This window comes from Pseudarthrobacter sp. BRE9 (assembly GCF_031844305.1).
In the GTDB taxonomy this organism is placed as follows: Bacteria; Actinomycetota; Actinomycetes; order Actinomycetales; family Micrococcaceae; genus Arthrobacter.
In genome coordinates this window covers 78,865-99,924 of record NZ_JAUZUY010000008.1, presented here as the reverse complement: position 1 = coordinate 99,924, position 21,060 = coordinate 78,865, and the positions used below count along the sequence as shown (strand labels likewise).

Here is a 21,060-nt window from a genome sequence, read left to right as displayed (position 1 = left end):
CATGGAACCCCTTGTGGCCCCGGCCCTTATCCTCCTCGCAGTGGTAGCCGGAGTAACACTGGCCATCCGCGCCATCGGCAGGCGGAAGGCAGCCCGCATCGCCGAACCGGCCCGGCCCGCCCCCACTCCCGCGGAATTGGCTCGGACGGCCGCCGCCAAGCTTTCGGAAGAGGAACATCGCAGGCTTTATGCCTTGATTGCCCAGGGGCAGGCAATGGCTGCGATCAAGCTGTACTACGAGGTTTCGGGAGAAGGTCTGCGGGCGTCCCGTGATGCAGTGGGTGCGCTGGCGGCCCACCCCCAGCCCTACCGGACTCCGGCGGCCGACCCGGCGGCCCCTGATGATGACGACGACGAACCGCAGCGTTTCCCTTACCGCTACCGGGCGATCGCTAGCAAGGGCGATGTGACCCGGGAAGTCAGCAGCAACATGCTCAACGACGAAATCTACGGCAGGATCCGTACGCTGGCGCGCAGTGGGGACACGGAAGCCGCGGCCAATGCATTGACGAGGCACTCGGACATTACCCTGAAGCAGGCGCGGGAGTTCATCGAGCTGCTGGACGATTGATATCCGGCACTTGGCCCTGAGCGTGTCCGGTAAACATGAGGTACGGCCGGGACCATCCTTGCGGATGCAAGTCCCGGCCGTACCTGTCCTGTTCCTGCCGTAACCTGGGTCAGGGCAAAGACGGGCTGGGGGGGCGCTGCCCTACCCGGCACCGCCCGTGGAATCGTAATAGGACCAGTACCGGTTTGTGGTGTTCACATCAGCGAGCACCAGTAGACCGCTGTTGGCCGTGCCCCGCGCCGAGCTGTTGACATTTTGCTTCGTCGACGTCACGTTGTGGACATACTGGTCGGCGTCCACGATCCGGGCCGTCTTCGTCGTGGTGAATTTAATGTCGTTCAGCGGTGTGGATTTCTCGTAGATCGCACCCCCCGAACTGGTGCAGACACCCGCGTTCGTCGTGCCGCCCGGCTTCGGATAGGTCGCGAAGGTACGCACCTTTTGCGCGGCCTCGTCGATCATGACGATCACCCGGTTTGGGCACTCAGCCACGGTTGCGATCGTGCTCGCAGACCAGGTCGAAGTCGATGTGTTCAAGGACAGCAGCTGGATCAGCGGCTGGGATGGCGACGTGTACGAGGTTTTGATTGCAGCAAAAACCTTATCCGACGAAGCATCCAGCCACTTCAGGTTCATGTGGTCGTCACCGCTCCGCTGCCCCTTCACCGCCGCAACTGGAGTGGACCAGGTGGTTTTGGACGCTCCGTCCACATGGTAGCTCCAGTACATGCCGTCAGTGGAGTCCCCCACCTGCCTGCTCCACATCACGCCGATCTTGTTACCGCCATAGGCGATTACCGCCGAGTTATCGTCCACAGACACATTACTCAACGACGCCGGATGGGCGAACGGGGTTCCCCATGTGGCGCCATCCGTGCCAGTGACGTTCATGTAAATCCGGTTCCCCTGCTGCCACGTGGCCCAGACGCGGCCTGACGGCTCCTTATCTATGGAGATGGTCTCGATCTTTTGGTTGTTGATCTGGCTCGATCCCAGGCTTGTGTACGTCTTGGTGCTCGAGTTGTAGCTGTACCGCCGCATGGTGGTGGGGAAGTTCGGTTCGGCCGGCAGGCCGTCGTTGACGAATCGGAAGCTCGCGACATACAAGGTCTTCCCGTCCCACAGCACGTCATGATGGGTATTCGCCCGGGACTCCGTCACTACACCCGTGCTCGTCCACGACTTTGTCGAGGCATTGAACCGGAAAATGCGGAAACTGGAACTGCCCGCGTCCCACAGGTTCCCCCACCAGATCCCGTCGTTGAACCACAATGAATTCGTTTGCCGCTTGGTACCAGTCGGCGTCCCCGTCCCTGAGTGCGACGGGCCTTCCGTTCCCACGTCACCGGTAGCCGCGGAGGCGGCCACGGGCGCCACCAGCCCGGCAAGCACAACCAGCAGCGCCGTCAGCAGTGCGGGAAACCCCAGGCGCGACCGACGCATCCGGGGGCCCTCAGGGCAGGCAGGCCCCCATCTAAAAAAAGGCCAGGTACTCCTGGGACCCCGATCATGCACATCCATTTTGGATGTTGAATGGTCCATCAACTTCACTCCCCGGTGTTGAATTATCAGTCAACCCCCAGATTGCTCAGTGTTGGCGGTGGAGGCATCAAAAACAATCCCAGACCGCCCCCTAAACCCCGCGGCCGCGAGCCCCTAACCCCCGAAGCCACAGGGTCTGGCAGCACCTCCATGCCGCCCGCACCGCCGCCAGGGCGCCGGCCTGGACACGGCGTCGTCCGCCTGTCAGCGGTTCCCGGATATGCCTGCCAGCAGCTGCTCGAACGGAAGGGACTCCAGCGGGGCCGACTTCCGGCCCGGTTGTGGCCCCTCAAGCAGCCGGGTGAGCTCGCCGGCAGCGCGCTCGATGCGGTCAGCAAGTGACGTCCCGCCTTCTTCGGCGGTTCCCCAGTCCTGGGGTCCAGCGAAGACACCGGTTGCAGCGATACGGGTGCGCAGGTAGCTGAACAGCGGCCGCAGCGCGTAGTCCAGGACCATCTGGTGCCGGTCCGTGCCACCGGTGGCACCGAGCAGGACCGCCTTCCCATCCAGTGACTTGGGGTCCAGGACGTCGATGAAGGATTTGAAGAGCCCGCTGTACGAGGCGCTGAAGACCGGAGTCACGGCAATAATGCCGTCCGAGGCGTCTACGCCGGCTATGACCTCCGCCAGCCGTGGTCCGGCATATCCGGTGACGAAGTTGTTGGCGATATCCACGGCCAGGTCCCGGAGTTCGACGACGTCCACGGTCACCTCGTAGCCGCTTGCCCTGAGCTGCTGCTCGGCCGCTGCCGAGAGCTGGTCGGCCAGCAGGCGGCTGGATGAGGGTACGCCCAGCCCTGCGGATAGGACGGTGATACGGCGGCTTTCCATGGCATTCTCCTGGTGCTCGGTTCATCGGCATACATGCATTTGCATCTATACCTCTGAACTGCTGCCGGTCCGGAAGTATTCCCACACCCGGCTCCAGGCTGCTGGATCAGAGCAGGACGGTTCCCTGGATGCAGGTCGTGGAGTGACCGCCAACCCAGATGTCCCCGCCATCGGCACTGACGTGGATGCGCCCGTCCCGGCCCAGGACAATTCCCTGCGAGGCCACGTACTCCCCCGGCGCCCTGCCGCTTCCAATGAGCCACTGGGCGGCGCCGGCGTTGAAGCTGCCAGTGACCGGATCTTCCGCCATAGCATCGCCGGGCAGGAACGTGCGAACCTCGAAGTCCGAGCCAGCACCCGGCGCGTGGGGTCCGATGACGCCGATCTTCAGGTCACCCATCGCCTCCTGGTCCGGTTGGAGAGCCAGCACCTGCGCAGCCGATTCCAGCAGGACACCGATCCATTCAGGGCCGTTCACCAGCCAGGACGCATCAACAATGTCGGAAGCAGGCAACCGAAGCGCCGCGGCCAGTTGCCGGCGCACAGCCGGATCCACCGGGCCGAAGCGCGTCAGGGGCGGTGCGGCGAAAGCCAGCATCCCGCCGTCGCGCTTTACGCGGACCAGCCCCGCAGCGCACTCCTGCACCACCTGGCCGTCAGACTGGGGCACTCCCCCGGCCTGCAGCCAGGCATGGGCCGAGCCCAGCGTGGGATGGCCTGCGAACGGAAACTCCTCGATGCCGGTGAAGATTCGGACCCGGTAATCGGCGCGGGGATCCTCAGGGGGCAGGAGAAATGTGGTTTCGGAGAGGTTGGTCCAGTTGGCGAAGTGCTGCATCGTTGCCGTATCCAGTCCCTGGGCATCAAGCACGACGGCGAGCGGGTTCCCGCGGTAGGCCTGGCTGGCGAAAACATCCACTTGGTGGAAGGGGCGGCTGCGCGGTGTTGGGTTCACCGGAGCAGGCTACCACCGGACAACGAAAGACCCCCGCCGCCGGAATCCGGCAACGGGGGTCTCCTGATGCAGTTGAGGATTACTTACCTGCAACCACGTCGAGTTCGATCACGGCAGCAACGTCAGCGTGGAGGCGGACGTTGGCCTGGTAGGAACCAACCGACTTGATGTGGGCGGGCAGTTCAACCTTGCGCTTGTCGATCTTGCCAAGGCCGGCGGCCTCAACAGCGTCGGCAACGTCGCCCTGCTTGACGGTGCCGAACAGACGGCCGGACTCGCCGGCCTTCACGACCAGCTTGACCGGCTTGGCGGACAGTGCAGCGGCCTGCTTCTGAGCATCTTCCAGGGAAGCGTGCTCGCGGGCAGCGCGGGCAGCCTTGATGGACTCAACCTGCTTCTCGCCACCCTTCGACCAGGTCAGGGCGAAGTTGCGGGGGAGCAGGTAGTTACGTGCGTAACCGTCCTTGACCTCGACAACATCGCCAGCAGCACCGAGACCGGTTACTTCGTGGGTCAGAATGAGCTTTGCCATGTTAGTTAATCCCTTCCTTAGCCGCGGCCAGCGCCGGAGTAAGGCAGCAGAGCAACTTCGCGGGCGTTCTTGATTGCCTGGGCGATCTTGCGCTGTTCCTGCACCGTAACGCCAGTGACGCGACGGGCGCGGATCTTTCCGCGGTCGGAGATGAACTTGCGCAGCAATGCTACGTCCTTGTAGTCGATGACAGTGATGTCAGCGGCCTTCAAGGGGTTGGACTTTGGTTTGGGCTTACGGAGTTCAGCCTTAGCCATCGTGGAGCTCCTATTCTAGGGAGCCCGTGGATATTGATCCACGGGATGGTGGTGGTCCGACGGCGGCAGCACCTTGGGTGCCTTTCGGCACCCCGGCAGCACCGCGCCGGGCCGTTGTTTGGGTTTTAGAAGGGAGGTTCGGAATCGGGGCCATTGCCCCAGCCGCCTGCGTTGGACACGCCGGGCGTAGCCCAGGGATCGTCCTGTGCAGCCTGCTGGTTGCCGCCGCCCCAGCCTCCACCGGCGTTGCCGCCCTGGTTTCCACCAGAGTTGCCGCCGCCGAAGCCACCGCCGCTGTTGCCGCCGCCGAAGCCGCCGCCGCCCTGTCCGCCGGAGCGCTGGGTGCGGTTGACCTTGGCGTTGGCGTAGCGCAGGCTGGGGCCGATTTCGTCGACCTCAAGCTCGATAACGGTGCGCTTTTCGCCTTCTTTGGTTTCGTAGGAACGGCTCTTCAGGCGGCCGGTAACGATGACGCGCATACCCTTGGTCAGGGACTCGGCAACGTTTTCGGCTGCTTCACGCCAGACAGCGGCGCGGAGGAACAGGGTCTCCCCGTCCTTCCACTCGTTTGACTGGCGATCAAAGGTGCGGGGGGTGGAAGCGATGGTGAAGTTCGCTACTGCCGAACCGGACGGTGTGAACCGCAATTCCGGGTCATTGGTGAGGTTACCGATGACCGTAATGGTGGTCTCGCCTGCCATCTACTGCCTCCTTGTTCGATCCTGGGTGAAGAGTTCGTGTCCTGCGGGGTAAAGAATGAAGAGGGGTGCTGAATTACTCAGCAACAACCTTCTGCTCTTCGGGGCGGGTGATCTTGGTGCGCATGATGGTCTCGTTAAGAGACAGCTGGCGATCAAGTTCCTTGGCGGTTTCCGGCTTGGCGGTGAAGTTCACCACGGCGTAGATACCTTCGGACTTCTTCTTGATGTCGTAAGCCAGACGGCGACGGCCCCAGATGTCAACCTTTTCGATGGTTCCACCATCGTTGGTGATGACGTTCAGGAACTTCTGAAGCGACGGCTCAACGGTACGCTCTTCGACCTCGGGGTCGATGATTACCATCAATTCGTAAGGACGCATATGTGAACCCACCTCCTTTGGGCTAAGCGGTTACGGCATTTCCGTAACAGGAGGTTCATTTGCGATGCCATGCAATGCCCTTGCCCCGGAACGGAGGCAGGACGCAGCACAGACTTCAATATCCTAGTGCATTTGGACCCGATAGGCGATTCGCGCTTGACTCAAGGCTAGTGGCGTGGTGCAGCCCGGGCAGTCCATTCATGGGCTATGTGGAAAACCCGGCCTATCATCTGTCATATGCGTCGACCCTTGATGGCCTGCGGGATGGCGGCCCTGTTCTTGTCCGGCTGTTCGCCTACTTCAGCCCAGCCGATGACAGACTCTGCCGCGGCAAAGCTGAACTGGGGCACGCCGATCGCCGGCGACGAGTTCGACTATACGGGCGCACCGGACGCCGCCAAGTGGTCCGTGTATGACGGTGACGGGCACGCAGGAAATGGCATCCGCAGTCCCGGTCAAGTCATTGTGGATGGTTCCAAAATGGTCATCACCGGAACCTCGGACGGGACAACCGCCGGAATGAGCGCCAGGTTCGGGCTCCAGCAGTACGGCCGCTGGGAGGTCCGCGCAGCCGGTTCCGGGGACGATGAATACCACCTGGTATCCATCCTGTGGCCCGACAGTGGTGACTGGCCCTGTGATGGTGAGGTCGATTACGCGGAGACGAGCGGTGACTGGAACCGGGCCGGTTTCTTCCACCACTATGGCTGTTCGAACTCAAAGACGTCTGTATCCAAGCCCGTGGACGTTACGCAGTTCCACAACTATGCCGTTGACTGGTCTCCCCGCGGGATCGTCGGCTACATCGATGGGGTGCAGTGGTTTGAGGACAATGATCCCGCCCACCAGCCTCCGGGTTCAATGCACCAGACGCTGCAACTGGACTGGTTTCCGGACAGCAGTCCCAACGGCGCCGGCGAGATGCGGGTGGACTGGATTCGCGTCTATGCCCAAGGTACCCCCTCTACCTGACGGGCTGAACGCGATAAACCCCCAACGTACTTAACGCGGCACTCAGGTCTGCCCCTCCACCCCCAGCCCTGCCGAAAGCCCGTCATTCCCCACGTAGGAGGCGGTATAAAAGGCGAGTACTCACTACCGGTGTTTACCTGGCCGCCCTCACCTACGCTCGAATCTGCCGGCGGAGTTTCACGGCCGGGGGTTTCGAATCCGTCTACGGGCACTGGGTGGATTGGCCCGGGCCGGAGCTGTATTCGGCCGACACCAATCAGACAGGGGAGGACTATGAGCACCAGGCGGGCGAAGGCACTGCACTTCGACATTCACGGCCGCGTCACGATCAGCGTCGACGCGATGGCCCCCACAGCAAGGCAGCTTCAGAGCATGTTGGCCTGTTTCGCTTCCGACACTGAACGGCAGCCAGACATTATCGTCGATGACCGGCCGGAACCGATGCCGGATGCCGGTTTGGTCGAGCACGAGTTGGCGTACACCGACAACAGCGTGCGCTTCCAGGCTGACCGGGTCCAGGTTGTCCGGGATGCGGATCAGTGGCGCGTTCACGGGCCGGGAGAGCTGTTGACTTCCGTGGTACCGGTTCTGGATGCCGCGATGATCGGTAAGGGAGCGGCTATGATCCACGCCGCAACGATGGCCTACCGAGGCCACGCGATCGCTCTCCCGGCCGCCGGCGGGACCGGCAAGACGAGCACTGCCGCCAAGTTGATGCGGCGTGAAGGGTGGTCGTTCATGGGCGACGACTGGGCATTCCTCTCCGAGGATGCCACGCTGCTCGGTTACGCGAAGCCCATGTTCATCAAGCCGCACCACCGCGCAATCTACCCGCACCTGTTCGAAGGAGCACGCAAACCGCTTGTCCCTTCACGGTTCTCGGGGAGCATCGGACGCCTCACCACCGTGGTGCATCCATTCGTTATCCGCTATCCACGCTTGGCGGACTTCTCCCGCCGGTGGTCGCCGGAGCACCGGATGGTCACCCCGGAGGCCGCGTTCCCAGGGCGGAAAGTGACCACCTCGGCGCCGCTTGCCGCCTCCATCTACGTCGAACGCTACGAGGGCGCACGCTCCCGGGTTGTCGAGAAGTCGACCGACTGGATGGTCGACCGCATGATCGGCAACTTCCACATCGAGATGGCCGGCTTCTCGCAGCGGGTCGTGACCGGCCTGGCCGCCACGTCCGTCGTTCCCTGGCGTGAACACTTCGCAGCCAAGGGGCTGGTTCTGAGCAAAGCCCTTGACGGACGCCCCTGCCACTTGTTCCAAATCCCATCGGCCTATTCTGCAGACCAGGCCTCGGACGATATTGTCCGGCACCTGGACGAGCTGCTGCCGTCGATCCTCGACGAACAAGCCTGAAGGAGGACACCGTGGGCTACAGCACAGCAGACGTCACCGCGGTCGTTCCGGCCCGCAACGCGGAGCAACTGCTTCCGCGCTGCCTGGAAGCCCTGCGTCAGTCCGGTGTCGCCGAAATCATCCTGGTGGATGGGTTGTCCACCGACCGCACTGTCGAAATTGCCCGTGCGGCCGGCGCCCGGGTCCTCAGTGACGAGGGTCGCGGCCTGCCCTGGGCCCGCACGCTCGGTGTCCAAAGCAGCAGCACCCGTTGGGTACTGCTCGTGGATGCCGACGTGGTCTTCGGCGCCACGGGGGTCGCGGACCTTCTCATTGAGTTCGTGGAGGACGGGTACGATGCCCTCCAGGCAGGCCTGGAGAGCGTCGCCGGACCAGGGTACTGGGGGCAGGCTCTGGCGCATCACCATCGCACCGGCCGCAGCCGCAACTGGTTCGGACTCGTCGCGACGCTCGTCGACCGGGACCTGATGCTGGGCCTTGGCTTCGACGACGCATTCAAGTCCGGCGAGGACATCGAACTGCGTTGGCGGATGCGGCAGTCAGGGATGAAGACGGGAGTGTCGCAGCGGGTCATGGTCGAACACAGGTTCGCCGCAGACGACTTCGACTTCGCACTCGACCAGTTCCTCATGGACGGCACAGGACTGGGACGGATGGTCCGTAAGCACGGCTGGGGCGGTGCTCGGCTGGCACTCCTGCCCGCTGCCGCGGCAGTCCGCGGCAGCGCGTTGAGCATCGCTGCCGGCCAGCCTAAATGGCTGCGTTATTACATCGCCTTCTGCTGGTACAACTATGCGGGTATGGCGAGGGGTTTAGGTCGTGACGGCTGAACGTGAGCTCGCTCCAACGGAGGCCTCACCCGTCGTCCGGCACTCCCCCCTGCGCAGCTCGCTCGGACTCGTCCTGGCAAAAGCCGCCCAGACGGGCACGGGTTTCGCCTTTTGGGTCGTAGCCGCGCACGCGACGTTCGACCGTGAGGTCGGGCTCACCACTGCTGCAGTTTCGGCGGTGATGATCTGCACCCAACTGGCGGTACTGGGCACCGGGTCCGCGGTAATCGTCTCCGTGGGGCGGGGCGAGCCGCCCGCCCGCGTGCTGGACGCGGCATTCGGCATCGTTGGCGTGGCGGGGACCGTGCTGGCCTTGGGCTACCTCGTGCTGGAGCTGTTCGTCGCGCCGGACACGGCCTCGATGTCGGTCCTCTTTTGGCTGACGTTCGTGATAGCCGCCGTCACAGGAACGATGTGTACCGTCCTGGACCAGGCGCTCGTAGCCTTGGGACGCGGCAGCAGCGCGACACTGAGGTACACGCTGGGCGGTGTTGTCTCGCTTGGGGCCACAGCGTTGGTGGCGTGGCAGGCGCACGGCGCTTCGGCCGATGTGCTGATGGCCTGCTGGACCCTCGGCTCGGCCGTCACATGCATGACCGGCGGTATCCAATTGAGGAAACTGGTCGGCTACCGGCCCCGACCGTCCCTGCACCCTGCGCGCGGACGCCTATTGCTGAAGATGGGAATTCCAAACCAACTCCTCACCCTCACCGAACGCGCCCCCGGACTGGTCCTGCCACTCCTTCTTGCGCACATGGTGTCACCGGAGGTGGCGGCTTACTGGTACCCCGCATGGATGATGGCCTGGGCTGCCTACACCGCACCCATGCTGATAGGCATCGTCCAATTCTCCGAGGGTGTCCGTGAACCGGGCCGCCTGGCGGCAACTACCTGGGCGAGTTTCCGTTGGTCCCTCGTTTTCGGCGGCCTCGCTGCCATGGTCCTCATCGTCCTCGCCCACCCGCTGCTCCATCTGCTCGGCGACAGGTACGCCAATACCTCCACCAACACCCTGCGGTTGTTGGCCGCCGGAGTGGTGGCATATGCAGTGCTTCAGGCCTACAACTCGGTTTGCCGGGTCCTCGGCCGCTACACAGAATCGATTGCGGTCGGGGTGACCCTCGGAGCTGCCCTCTGTGTCTCAGCGCTCTTGGCCGCCGGCAATGGCTCCAGCGCCATGGCCCTTGCGTGGCTGGTGGTGCTGTCCCTCGGGGCCGTCATCATCGGACTCCGGCTTATAGCTATTCTCCGCCGCACCAAAAAGGAGGCATCATGACCAGCACGCTCAAGGAGACCATCCGCCCCCAGGCGCGCTGGAAGCCCCGCGACGTCTGGTGTGCCGTGGCAGGTGCCGCCTCGCTCGCTCTTGCAGCGTGGGCCGCCTCCACGGTGGCGCTGCCCGTGAACAGCGACGTGGGGCTCACCGGCGTGCTGCCCTTCCCGTTCTGGGCAGGGATTATCATTCTCAACGTCGCCTTCGTCATGGCGCTGAGGGGGGACGCCGCAGGCCCCGCACGCAGCCCGGTCATGGTGTGGCTCCTCGTGGTATTGGTGCTCGTTCTCTTCGGCGCCGCAGTCTTCGTGACGGACGTGCCACGCGGTGAAGTCGCATTCCGCCACCTCGGCATCGCGGACGCCATGTCCCGCAATGTGGCGATCGACCCCAACATCGACGCGTACTTCAACTGGCCGGGTTTCTTCGCCCTCCTGGCAACCGTGCTCGGGGCAGCCGGGCTTGACCCCGTAACCGTTGCACTCTGGGCACCCGTATTCAACGTGGGTCTGTGGCTCGTGGGCGTGGCCGTGGTGACCCGCTCCCTGACGAGCGATCCGCGGCGGCGCTGGCTGGTGCTTTGGCTTTTCTGCCTCGGCAACTGGCAGGACCAGGACTACCTGTCCCCCCAGGCCTTCGGCTTCTTCCTGTACCTGGTGGTGGTGGCGCTGGCCCTCGGCCCGTTGGCCGCGAACGCCCCTGCCTTCCGCGGATTCCGGCGCGCCGACCTGGCAACGTGGTGGCATGGCCGGTACCCCAGAGAGGCCCGGCCCGGCCACCGGGTGGGTGCCCTGGCGGTAACGGTCCTGCTCATCGTCGTCATTTCCGCGAGCCACCAGCTCACGCCGTTCATGGTACTTATCGCCCTGACCGCCCTGACCCTGAGCGGACGTCTCTGGCCCAGCAGGCTGCCCCTGATCGCCGGCGTCGTCCTTATGCTCTGGCTCGTCTTTCCGGCAAGCGCGTACCTCGCAGGCCATCCGCCCCTGGCGGACGCAGGATTGCAGACCGCCATCGAGACGAACGTCGTCGACCGCACGACCGGGTCCGCCGGACACGTATTCGTGGTGCAGGTCAGGATGGGCCTCACCTTCCTGCTATGGGCCCTCGCCGTTGTGGGAACGGTGCGTGACTGGCGCAGGCGGCGCCTTGACATCCGCGTGCTCCTCCTCGCCGTCACCCCGATACTGCTCTTCCCCGCGCAGTCCTATGGAGGCGAAATGCTCATCCGCATATCGCTGTTCGCGCTCCCCTTCGTTGCGCTGCAGGCGTCTTCGGTCCTGCTTCCCGCGAACACCGGATACCGGCCTTCTACCCGTGTTGCGGGAGGCCTTGTACTCACCTGCCTGGTGTTTGCCGGGATGACCGTGACAGGACGCTTTGGCAATGCGCAGTATGACGTCTTCACCGACGACGAGATAGCCGCCACCGCCACCGTGGACACCATGGCGCCCCCTGGTTCGGCCATCATCTCTGCTGCCCATCCAACGCCATGGCGCAACAAGGACTACCTCGAACACCGGTACCGGACCATTGAGGACCTCTGTCCATCCGACCTTTCCGCCGCAACCTGCGGCCCACTCGTCTACAACTACGCCAAGCACAATCCTGCCGGCAGCTACCTGCTTCTCATGAGTTCGGCGGAGTCGAGCCTGGTAGTCCAGGGCCAGATCACCACAGGCGGATTCGACGAGCTGGAGGACTGGCTCGATGCCCAGGACGGTGTGGAGCTCGCGTACAGCAACAACCACGCACGCGTATACCGGGTGGGGCCATGAACCGCCGAGATGTGAGCCGGCCTACGCTGGCACTGGGTATTGCGGCCGTGGCGCTGTCCGTGGTCACGTTGGTCGGGCTGCCGACACCGCTGCAGGCGGTCGCCGCGATCGGCGTCCTCATCCTGCTCCCGGGCCAGGCACTGGCCCGGCTCGTACCGATTACCGACGCCGCGCTTGGCGCGCTGCTCGTCCTCGGACTCGGCCTGGCCACACTCACCGCAGTGTCCACGGCCATGTTCTACCTCACCGTATGGTCGTGGCAGGCGTGCATTGTGACAATGGCCGTCATTACTGTCCTCGCATGCGCGGCGCGGGCACGGCAGGAGGTCGCATCATGATGGATCTGGCAGGAGTGCTTGCGGCCGCCGTGCTGCTCGTCACCCTCGTAACCCTCGAAGTCCGGCGGCTCGGACCAGACACCGGGCCAACCACGGGAACAACCACTGGTGTAAACACCGGCCAGCCCACGGGCCCCAGGCTCGAGAACCGGGCAAGGAACACCAGGATCGTCGTCGGCGTCATGTGGGCGGCTTTCCTGCTCCTCCTCCTGCCGCGCGTCCTCGGACTGCTTACGTGACATACGTGAGCGGCGCGGCGCGATGGTTGCTCGTCAGCGACCTCCATCTGGACGTGTCCGACGACGACCCCCGCCACCCAGGCAGGGTGCTGCCCGGGTTCATCCGCCGCGAGGTGCCCGCCGCCGCGGGTCCGCAGCAGCACGTCGTCTTCGTTGGGGACACCTTTGAACTAGCAGGGTTAACCGAGGGCGAAAGCCTGGCCCGGCTTGAAGCCGTCCTTGCGCGGCACCCCGAAACGTTCCAGGCGTTGAAGGCCTGCGCGACGCGCGGGGTGCAGCTGCACTTCGTATGCGGGAACCATGACGTGGAGTTGGCCCGGCCCTCTGTGGCCACGCGGCTATCGGCCCTGCTGGCGCCCGACGATCCCACGCGGGTCCAGGTGCACCCATGGCTCCTGTACGTCCCCTCCGTCCTCGTGGCCGAGCATGGGCACCTGCACCACGCCCTGCACCGGATACCCGAGGTGCTCCGCACCGCGGTCAACGGCACGGACGAGCTGGACCTGCCGCCCCTCGCCGCCTGGCATGCCCATCCGGCAAGGTCGCGCCTCAGCCGTGCCGGCGCCGTCGCCCGGGCGTGCCTGGCGTCGGAGCGGGCCGAACGCCGCGTCCGCAGGCCCGCCTATGACAAGTTGCTGCAGAGCGAGTCGCAGCGCCTCACGCTCAGCGGGACGGCAGTGCGGGAGCTTGCGCGCCTGTCCCGGTTCCGGACGGTGTCAGCGCTCCCGCTCACCGCGACCCGCATGGTGATTACGGCCACCGGACGCAGAGCCAGTGGCGGCCAAGCCCCTGCCGCAGCAGCCCGGGTCGCGGACATTCTTGAAACCCACGGCTCCACGGTTGCCTGGTACATCTCCGCACACACCCACCGGGCCCTCGAAGCTCCGCTGGAAGCGTCTGACACCCGGTACATCAACACTGGGACCTGGTCATCGGACATCCGCGGCCAGGGCCCGGACCAACTGGACCGCCTGGCCTTCCCCTATGCGTTGATCGATGTCGCCGACGACGGGGCCATCAGCGGTGGCCTGCGGTACTGGCACCCCGACGCCGGCTGAGCGCAACTCCTGCAACGCTTGGGCCAGCGCACGTACCCAGGCAGCGCATGTACGCAGCTGATGACACCTCCATACATAGGAAAGGGAAGGCCTCTTAGGTTGGTAGCCACCAACCTAAGAGGCCTTCCCTGTTGACGGGTGAAACACCTGGCTAGGCGTTTACCCTCATTGGACTTCCCGCCAGACTGCACCCAGCGGGGTTGTGCTGGTCAGCTGGGTTGTGGAGGAGTGGGCCAGCCGGCGGCCGCGCAGGTAGCCGGCTGAAGTGAAGGCCAATACCGCCAGGACCGATCCTGCACGCCCCAGCCCCAGGGGATTATCGCCCCGGCTCCAATCGCGGATTCCCGAGAACACGGCCCGCGGAAGGGTGCTGCGGACGTACCGCCGCTCGGGACCGAGGGCCCGCTTGTGCCCCACGATGTGGCTGACCTGTGCTTTGGAGAGGCCCTCAGACCAGGACCTCGAGAGCATGTAGCGCACCGTCCCCCGCTCCTCCGGCACATGATGCCGGACCAAGGCCGCGGGTTCATAAACGATTCTGGAGCCGGGCGAGCCCATTGTGGAGCGGATACAGATCTCGGTCTCCTCGCAGCCGAGAGGCAAATTGCCTTGCCGGCCAAGGGCAATGTTGAAACCGCCAACCTGTCGGAGGACGTCGAGCCGGAAGGACATGTTGGCCCCGATGAGGTTCCGGACTTCGGAGGCAACCGTCGGCATTCCCCGATGGCTGCATCCAACGATCCAGTCCAGTTCCTCGCCGAAGTAGCCCGGACGACCGCGGTCCCATACAGGCTCGACGCGGCCGCCAACAGCGAGCACATCCGGATCGTCATAGAGGACGAGCAGGCGTTCCAGCCAGTTGGGCATCGCCACGGCATCATCGTCGAGGAATGCCACGATGTCCCCCTCTGCCAGGCCGACCCCCGTATTGCGGGCGCCTGAAAGCCCTGGAGGGCCTCCGCTCTCCACCACTGTCACGTCGTCCACAATCTCGAGGAGCCGCTGGTAGAGGTCCTCATTGTGGTCAACGACCACCAGGATCTCCTGGGGGGCGACAGTCTGGGCGCGGACAGACTCGATGACGTCCAGTAAAAGGTCCCAACGGCGTTCGGTGTAGGCGCAAATCACAATCGACACGCTCGGACGGACAACTCGATCCAACATCGTTAAACCCCCTGAACCAAGGAAAGAATGCTCTGCGGGTCGGTTGGTGTCCGTGGAACGCTGACGTTGGCATAGGCGTACTTGACCCGGCGGAGGGCTTCGGGCCGGGCACCCGCCGTCGGCGCCTCCCACATGACGCATTCGTGGGCCAGCTTCCTCAGGACCCGCCATCCATCCCGGAATGTCTGCAGGTTGGAGGCTCCCGAGATCCGGTCCAGTTCGATGCTGGGAACTTCCGCAATCCGAAGGCCGGCCCGCGCTGCCCGGACGATCAGCTCAGTCTCAATCTCGAATCCATCTGATTCCAGCTGCAGGATCTCGAGGCATTCGCGTCGAAAGGCGATGTATCCGTAGCAAAGATCGGAGTAATTGCTGTGCAGCACGGCGTTGGCCAACGTGGTCAGCGCCTGGTTGCCCGCTTTCCGCAGCCGGGTGAGGTCTTCGGAGCCACCGCCGGTGACATGCCGCGAACCCTTGACGAAGTCGTAGTCATGTTGGAGCGGGGAAACGAACCAACCGATCTCTTGCGGGTCCATGCTGCCGTCGGCGTCAAGCATGACAATGATGTCACCTGAGGCTGCGGCAAACCCTGAGCGAAGGGCCACGCCTTTCCCCTTGCGTGGCTCATTGACGATGACAAGATTGTCCCGGATTGCCTGGGCTACTCCGACGGTGTTGTCCGTGGACCGGCCGTCCACGATGATTACCTCATCGACGTAGGACGGCATCCTGCGAAGGACCCACGGAATGTTCCTGGCTTCGTTCAAAGTTGGGATGACGACGCTGACGGAAGCCTTACCGGGCTCCGCGCCCTGCATCGCCAGAGTAATTGGGAGCTGGATGGAAATGGACAAATACCTCACCACTTCATGACGTGTGCGGATAGTTACAATGAACCCGCCCGCTTGGAAGCCGAGCGCGACTTTGACGCTTTATCCGGTCATGGGTCTGGTCTCGGGCCCCAGCTCTCGTTAGCCTTTGACTCTGGCCGTGACGAAAGCCTATTTGTCCCCCATTCGAGTGTCACCAGTAGCGAGTACTCAGTTTCTGCAATCAGATTCCCTGCAATAAGGCAAGTACAGGGTTTATGGGGGGATGCGGATATTAGGTATAGGGGTTATTACCTTCGCCGGGTTCCCAAGTAGGGGGTTGGTCATCCCGCGCTTGGGGATTCACCCTGAACAGGTGGTCGGATGCTGCTGCCGGCGCCGCAGTCCATGGGCGCCAGGACCCGTCTACAGCGGGCCGGGACCGGGTTTCGGGCAGGAACCGGAGCCTTGAGCAATTGTGCACCTAATCTTGATGCAATCCAGCGGCAATTTGCGTGGTGTCCGGTTTATATTCGCATGTATCGGCCTGCGCGTTGGGGTGCGTGCAGGAATTTAATCGGGCACTGCAGGAATTCGGTCTCCTTCTTCCAAGATTGGGGACGCTATGCCGCTTGTGGGCCGGAACAAAGAAATTGACCGGATCTTTTCCGCGATCCGAGGACCCAAGGAAACGGCCTTGGCCGTAGTTGGCGGCCGCGGCATGGGCAAGTCGGCCCTGCTGTGCGGGATACGCGCTCTCTCCGATTACCGCACCGTGTTCCTGTCCCCCGGTGCCGCTGAGTCGGGCTGGCCGCTGTCCGGGCTGACCGCTCTCCTGAACGAGATCGACGATCCGGTCCTCAACCGGACCGCCGACGAGCTCCGGCGGGACAAGGCGGCGGCCTTAACCGTGCCCGCCGTGTCCGGCATGCTGCTCAGCGGCCTGCACCAGCGCTCAGCAGCGCGGACCATCATCGTGATCGACGACGCCGACAAACTGGATACGGCCAGCCAGTCAGTCATCGGGTTCCTGGCAAAGCGGCTGGCCGGCACCGAGATCGTCCTGTTTGCCGGCGTGCAGGCGCAGGTTCCGGAAAGTCCGTTCGCCGGCCTTCCCGCGCTCCCCCTGCGGCCTCTGAGCCGCGGCGACACCGTGCGGATGCTGGAAGGCATCCAGACTGGCCGAACCATGACGGCGGCGGCACACACAGTTGCCGCCGCCACCGGCGGCAACCCGCTTGCCGCCGTCGAACTCCATACCCGGCTGCTGGAAAGCTGCGCCGACGGCAAGTACGCCCTCCCCGTCCCGCTGTCCATCCGCAGCAGCTTTGATGCAGACTATGCGTCAGTGATCGCCGCGCTGAGCCCCGGCGCACGCGGGGTGCTGGACCTGCTTGCCCTCGCCATCCGTTGCGACATCTCCACTATCGGGAAGATCCACCCTGAGGCATGGACCAGCGCTGATGAACTACTGGCTGCCGGCCTGGTGAAGAGATCGGGGCAGCACGTCTGGATCGCGGACCAGCTGCTGCGGGGCCATGTCTACGCGGCCATGCCGCATGACGTTCGGAGCGCCAACCACCATGCCATGGCGGAAGCCGCACGGGACACGGATCACCATGCCCGCAGCTGGCACTTGAGCTATACCGCTGTGCAACGCCAGACCCCGTTCCAGCTTCTCCGCCACGCGGTGGACCTGGTCCGGGGAGGCGAAGTGCCTTCCGCCGTGGAGTTCATAGAGCGGGCTCTCACCATCAGCCCCCGGGAAGCGGAAACGGCTGAACGCCTGGCCGGCCTGGCCCGACTGCTCTTCAGCCGTGGTGAGCTGGTGTATGCGCAGCGTTACGTGGAATGGGCGCAGGGGGTCACGCGCAACCCTGCCTTGATCCTGCGGCTGGCCGGCTTGTCCTTCGAAATCCAGTTCGTCCAGGGTGCTGCAGTGCGGTGCAGCATGGTGCAGCGGCTCGTGACGGAATTTGGCCGGCACGATCCGGGGTATTCAGCGGGCCTGCTGGCCATCGGCGCCCTTTACTATGCCGAGCGATGGGAATTGAAAGAAGCCGCTGAGCTTCTGCGCCAGGGCGGCTCGTTCCGGGGCTCGGCGTCCGCCCAGTGCCTGGTCATTGCCGACCATGCCAAACTGCTGGTCGAATCCATCAGCGGTGGAAGGTCGAACCCCATGCGCAGGCACGGGCAGCCCGGGAGCGCCCGGCCAGCCGGCTTCCTGCTGCGCGGCCGGGCCCTCACCTATGCAGAGCAGCACGAAAGCGCCCGTGAAGCCTTCGCGATGCTGCACGGCTCCACCACACCGGACCACGCCAATTGGCGGCAAACCGCGGCCATGATGGCAGTTGATAATGAGATCCGCGCCGGAAATGTCGGAGCGGCAGTCAAGTTGATCGACGACATTGAGCACCGCGAACCAGAGATGAAGTACCACCGCGGAACGCGTCACCTGTTCCGGGTTTGGCGTGCCTACTCCTTGGGGGATGACGAGCTGGCGCACGTACAGGCCGGCGAGGCCCAACGGTATGTGCGGTCGGGAAACCACCCTGCCCTCACGGCACAGCTGGCGGCTTGCCACGGCCTGTTCGCCCTCCTGCGCGGTGACCTGGCGGAGTCCGTTGCCCAGCTGTCCAGGGCGGCCGAGATTGGCATGGGATTGGGCAATCCCACCCTGCTTCGCTGTGAGGCCGACCTGGTGGAGGTACTGGTCCGCCTCGGCCGGCACCGCGAAGCCACCCAGGCCCTGCAACGACTGGAAAGCCGCTCGGCGGGGCTGCGCTCTCCGTGGGTGCTGATGGTTGTTGCAAGGAGCCGCGCCATGCTGGCGGACGGTGAGCAGTCCCTGCAGCTCTTCAACCACGCGCTTGAGGACAGGACCGGGCACAGGCTTGAGCGGGGCAGGACCCTGATGTGCTACGCGGAACGGCTGCATGCCTTCGGCCGGCTGCGCCACGCACGGGAGGCGTTGCTCCGCGCCAAGGTGATGTTTGACGAGGCCGGGGCCGACGCCTGGACCCAGCACGTGGACGCCCTCCTGCTGGATGAACGGTGGGAGCCCGCCCGCCCGCAGGGAAATTCTTCGATGTTGTTGCTCGCAGACCATGAGAGGTCGTTGGCGATGATGGTGGCACGGGGAATGCGCAACAAGGAGATTGCGGCCACGTTGTATGTTTCCGTCCGAACGGTCGAAGTACGCCTCACGGCGATCTACCGCAAGCTCGGGGTTGAATCCCGCGCACAGCTGACTGCCCTCGCTGCAGGCAAGGGAACCACGGCTACGGAGCCGTATGTCCTTCCTGTCCTGTAACGGCGCAGGTACCGCAGTTTCCACATGGTCCCGCGTCGAAGCCACAAACCTTCGCCGGCCGGGCGGAAAGTGTGGCGCGGGCGAATACCCTTGTGCCATGTTCTGGGGACGTAGGGCACAGCCGGAAAGGTACAGCATGGATCGGATCCCAGTAACGAAACCCCGGCAGGCTGCTGCCGGCGCGATCACGTGAGCGAACTGATCCTGATAAGTGCCAGCGGCCTGGCGCGTGAAGTGCTGGCCATGGTACGCGGCAGCGGCCAGTATGACGTGGTTGGACTGCTCGACGACGACAGGGAAATGGCCGGTGTCACCGTCGACGGCGCCCCCGTCCTCGGCAGCATTGACGACGCCGTGAACTACACGCACGCGTTCCTCCTGGTGTGCATCGCATCCAGCAGGGAACGCGAAGCGGTGGTGCTGCACCTGGCCTCCCTCGGGATCGGCGAGTCGAGGTACGCCACTGCCGTCGATCCTTCAGTCCAGTACCCGGAAGGCTGCCGTGTGGGCCGTGGCAGCATCCTCCTGCGAAACGTCACCCTCACTGCCGCGGTCAGTTTGGGTTCCCATGTGGTGGCCATGCCATCCGTCACGTTTTCCTACGACGTTGACGTGTCCGACTTTGCGACCTTCGCCGCCGGCGTTTCCCTGGGCGGCGGCGTCAGGATAGGAAAGGGTGCCTATCTCGGCTTGAATGCGAGCGTCCGGGAAAGAACGTCGGTGGGAGACTACGCGACGATCGGCGTGGGCGCGGGCGTCCTCAGCAACGTTCCCGACGGCGAAACGTGGGTGGGCGTGCCTGCCCGGGAAATTGACCACGGGACGTTCAGCTACGGCAGGAGCCGCTAGCCCTGTGCCGAGGTCCGGAAGAACAGCTCCGTCACGGCGGCGAGGCGGCGCGGATCCTCGACCCCGCACAGCTCGCGCGCGGAGTGCATGGACAGCAACGGTACCCCGACGTCCACGGTCCGGATTCCCAGCCGGGTAGCGGTGAGCGGCCCGATGGTGGAGCCGCAGGGCACCACGTTGTTGGACACGAATTCCTGGTACGGAACACCCGCTTCGCCGCAGAGCCGCGCCCAGAAGGCGGCTCCAAACGCGTCCGTGGCGTAGCGCTGGTTTGCGTTGATCTTCAGCAGCGGGCCGCCGTTCAGCACGGGGTGGTTTGCGGGGTCGTGGCGTTCCGGATAGTTGGGGTGGACTGCGTGCCCGGCATCGGCGGAGAGGCAGAACGACGCCGACAAGGCCTGCCGCCGCTGGCTCACCGTTGCGCCCAGGCCGTCGGAGATGCGGACCAGGACGTCCTCGAGGATGGGCCCGCACGCCCCCGAACGGGAGTTGGAGCCGATTTCCTCGTGGTCGAAGGCGGCAAGAACAGCAATCGGGCCGCCTTCAGCTGCGGTCCCGGCATGGGCGGTCAGCGCTGCCAGTCCGGCGTGTGTGGCTGACAGGTTGTCCAGCCGCCCTGAAGCGAAGAACTCCCCCTTGCCCCCGAAAACCGCAGGGACCTGTGTGTCCGCAATGACGACGTCGTACCCGCCAATCCGGCCCGGATCAACCGAGGCGCCCGCAACCGACGCCGCCAGCACACCCAGCAGGTCAGATTCCGTTGGATTCCCCAGCCCCCACACGGGGTTCATGTGGCGCTGTTTGTCCAGGGTCAGCCCCTCGTTCACGGCGCGGTCCAGGTGGATGGCCAGCTGTGGGAAGCGGAGCAGCGGCCCGGTGGCCGTCAGGTGTTCGGTGCCATCGAGCATCACCAGCCGGCCCGCGAGCCGCAGCTCGCGGTCCAGCCAGGAGTTCAGCAGGGGGCCGCCGTAGATCTCCACCCCGGCCTGGAGCCAGCCGTGGGCACCGGTGGTGGGCTTGGGTTTGAGCTTGAACGACGGCGAATCGGTGTGCGCGCCCAGGATGTTGAACCCCGTGGCTGGTCCCGCACCCTCGGGGACCACCCACGCAATCAGGGCTCCGTCCCGGATGATGAAGAAGGAACCGGGACCGCCCTCCCACGGCTGCAGCTCATCCAGGCGCGTGAACCCTGCTTCCTCCAGCCGCCGGCCCCCCTCATGCGCCGCGTGGAAGCTCGACGGCGATGCGCTGACATAGGCGCCAAGGTCCTGGATGTGGTCTGCGGCAGAGGAAGGCAAAGGCAT

21 protein-coding genes are annotated in these 21,060 nt (G+C 64.6%); 11 read left to right on the top strand and 10 right to left on the bottom strand.

From position 1 onward, the window contains the following. Position 1: 1 nt before the first annotated feature. Positions 2–571 (top strand): hypothetical protein, encoded by a 570-nt coding sequence (locus Q9R31_RS14945; protein ID WP_311263495.1) that lies wholly within the window; start codon positions 2–4, stop codon positions 569–571. Between the two features lie 141 nt (positions 572–712). Here the strand turns inward: Q9R31_RS14945 and Q9R31_RS14940 are convergent, their stop codons facing one another. The 7 genes from Q9R31_RS14940 to rpsF all read right to left on the bottom strand — a co-directional run bounded on the left by Q9R31_RS14940 (position 713) and on the right by rpsF (position 5,768). Further along, positions 713–2,014 carry a hypothetical protein gene (locus Q9R31_RS14940; RefSeq protein ID WP_311263494.1) on the bottom strand — a complete coding sequence of 434 codons (1,302 nt, stop codon included), beginning with the start codon at positions 2,012–2,014 and terminating at the stop codon, positions 713–715. A 303-nt stretch (positions 2,015–2,317) separates the two neighbouring features. After that, positions 2,318–2,944, bottom strand: coding sequence for an FMN reductase (locus Q9R31_RS14935; RefSeq protein ID WP_311263493.1), 627 nt, complete (start codon positions 2,942–2,944; stop codon positions 2,318–2,320). A 106-nt stretch (positions 2,945–3,050) separates the two neighbouring features. Beyond that, positions 3,051–3,899, bottom strand: coding sequence for a PhzF family phenazine biosynthesis protein (locus Q9R31_RS14930; protein WP_311263492.1), 849 nt, complete (start codon positions 3,897–3,899; stop codon positions 3,051–3,053). 79 nt (positions 3,900–3,978) lie between these two features. Then, entirely contained in the window at positions 3,979–4,431 is a 453-nt protein-coding gene (gene rplI, locus Q9R31_RS14925) for a 50S ribosomal protein L9 (RefSeq protein WP_018769834.1), read from the bottom strand. A gap of 17 nt (positions 4,432–4,448) precedes the next feature. Further along, positions 4,449–4,688 (bottom strand): 30S ribosomal protein S18, encoded by a 240-nt coding sequence (rpsR, locus tag Q9R31_RS14920; RefSeq protein ID WP_003800144.1) that lies wholly within the window; start codon positions 4,686–4,688, stop codon positions 4,449–4,451. Between the two features lie 125 nt (positions 4,689–4,813). Then, a complete protein-coding gene (locus Q9R31_RS14915; RefSeq protein WP_056335900.1) occupies positions 4,814–5,389 on the bottom strand; it encodes a single-stranded DNA-binding protein in 576 nt (191 codons plus the stop codon). A 73-nt stretch (positions 5,390–5,462) separates the two neighbouring features. Further along, entirely contained in the window at positions 5,463–5,768 is a 306-nt protein-coding gene (rpsF, locus tag Q9R31_RS14910) for a 30S ribosomal protein S6 (RefSeq protein ID WP_015939036.1), read from the bottom strand. Between the two features lie 312 nt (positions 5,769–6,080). Here rpsF and Q9R31_RS14905 point away from each other — a divergent pair, with 312 nt between their 5' ends. The 8 genes from Q9R31_RS14905 (at position 6,081) to Q9R31_RS14870 (ending at position 13,621) form a co-directional block, all read left to right on the top strand. Beyond that, entirely contained in the window at positions 6,081–6,740 is a 660-nt protein-coding gene (locus Q9R31_RS14905; RefSeq protein WP_311263491.1) for a glycoside hydrolase family 16 protein, read from the top strand. 273 nt (positions 6,741–7,013) lie between these two features. Continuing rightward, positions 7,014–8,105 carry a hypothetical protein gene (locus Q9R31_RS14900; protein WP_311263490.1) on the top strand — a complete coding sequence of 364 codons (1,092 nt, stop codon included), beginning with the start codon at positions 7,014–7,016 and terminating at the stop codon, positions 8,103–8,105. A gap of 11 nt (positions 8,106–8,116) precedes the next feature. Continuing rightward, positions 8,117–8,935, top strand: coding sequence for a glycosyltransferase (locus tag Q9R31_RS14895; RefSeq protein ID WP_311263489.1), 819 nt, complete (start codon positions 8,117–8,119; stop codon positions 8,933–8,935). Beyond that, positions 8,925–10,211, top strand: coding sequence for a polysaccharide biosynthesis protein (locus Q9R31_RS14890; protein WP_311263488.1), 1,287 nt, complete (start codon positions 8,925–8,927; stop codon positions 10,209–10,211). Before Q9R31_RS14895 ends, Q9R31_RS14890 begins: the two co-directional genes overlap by 11 nt. Continuing rightward, positions 10,208–11,986 (top strand): glycosyltransferase, encoded by a 1,779-nt coding sequence (locus Q9R31_RS14885; protein WP_311263487.1) that lies wholly within the window; start codon positions 10,208–10,210, stop codon positions 11,984–11,986. The genes Q9R31_RS14890 and Q9R31_RS14885 overlap by 4 nt, the downstream gene beginning before the upstream one ends. Further along, positions 11,983–12,324, top strand: a complete 342-nt coding sequence (locus Q9R31_RS14880; protein WP_311263486.1) for a hypothetical protein — start codon at positions 11,983–11,985, stop codon at positions 12,322–12,324. The genes Q9R31_RS14885 and Q9R31_RS14880 overlap by 4 nt, the downstream gene beginning before the upstream one ends. Continuing rightward, complete coding sequence (locus Q9R31_RS14875; RefSeq protein ID WP_311263485.1) at positions 12,321–12,563, top strand: hypothetical protein; 243 nt, start codon at positions 12,321–12,323, stop codon at positions 12,561–12,563. The genes Q9R31_RS14880 and Q9R31_RS14875 overlap by 4 nt, the downstream gene beginning before the upstream one ends. Then, positions 12,560–13,621, top strand: coding sequence for a hypothetical protein (locus Q9R31_RS14870; RefSeq protein WP_311263484.1), 1,062 nt, complete (start codon positions 12,560–12,562; stop codon positions 13,619–13,621). Before Q9R31_RS14875 ends, Q9R31_RS14870 begins: the two co-directional genes overlap by 4 nt. Positions 13,622–13,786: 165 nt before the next feature. Here Q9R31_RS14870 and Q9R31_RS14865 read toward each other — a convergent pair whose 3' ends face one another. Beyond that, complete coding sequence (locus Q9R31_RS14865; protein ID WP_311263483.1) at positions 13,787–14,758, bottom strand: glycosyltransferase family 2 protein; 972 nt, start codon at positions 14,756–14,758, stop codon at positions 13,787–13,789. A 29-nt stretch (positions 14,759–14,787) separates the two neighbouring features. Next, positions 14,788–15,639, bottom strand: a complete 852-nt coding sequence (locus tag Q9R31_RS14860) for a glycosyltransferase family 2 protein (RefSeq protein WP_311263482.1) — start codon at positions 15,637–15,639, stop codon at positions 14,788–14,790. Positions 15,640–16,219: 580 nt separating this feature from the next. Between Q9R31_RS14860 and Q9R31_RS14855 the strand changes: the two genes are divergently transcribed. Together Q9R31_RS14855 and Q9R31_RS14850 are read left to right on the top strand one after the other, a co-directional pair. Continuing rightward, positions 16,220–18,907, top strand: a complete 2,688-nt coding sequence (locus tag Q9R31_RS14855; protein ID WP_311263481.1) for a LuxR C-terminal-related transcriptional regulator — start codon at positions 16,220–16,222, stop codon at positions 18,905–18,907. Positions 18,908–19,096: 189 nt separating this feature from the next. Further along, positions 19,097–19,756 (top strand): NeuD/PglB/VioB family sugar acetyltransferase, encoded by a 660-nt coding sequence (locus tag Q9R31_RS14850; protein ID WP_311263480.1) that lies wholly within the window; start codon positions 19,097–19,099, stop codon positions 19,754–19,756. Here the strand turns inward: Q9R31_RS14850 and Q9R31_RS14845 are convergent. Beyond that, a complete protein-coding gene (locus tag Q9R31_RS14845) occupies positions 19,753–21,060 on the bottom strand; it encodes a M18 family aminopeptidase (protein ID WP_311263479.1) in 1,308 nt (435 codons plus the stop codon). The two genes, Q9R31_RS14850 and Q9R31_RS14845, sit on opposite strands and share 4 nt — an antisense overlap.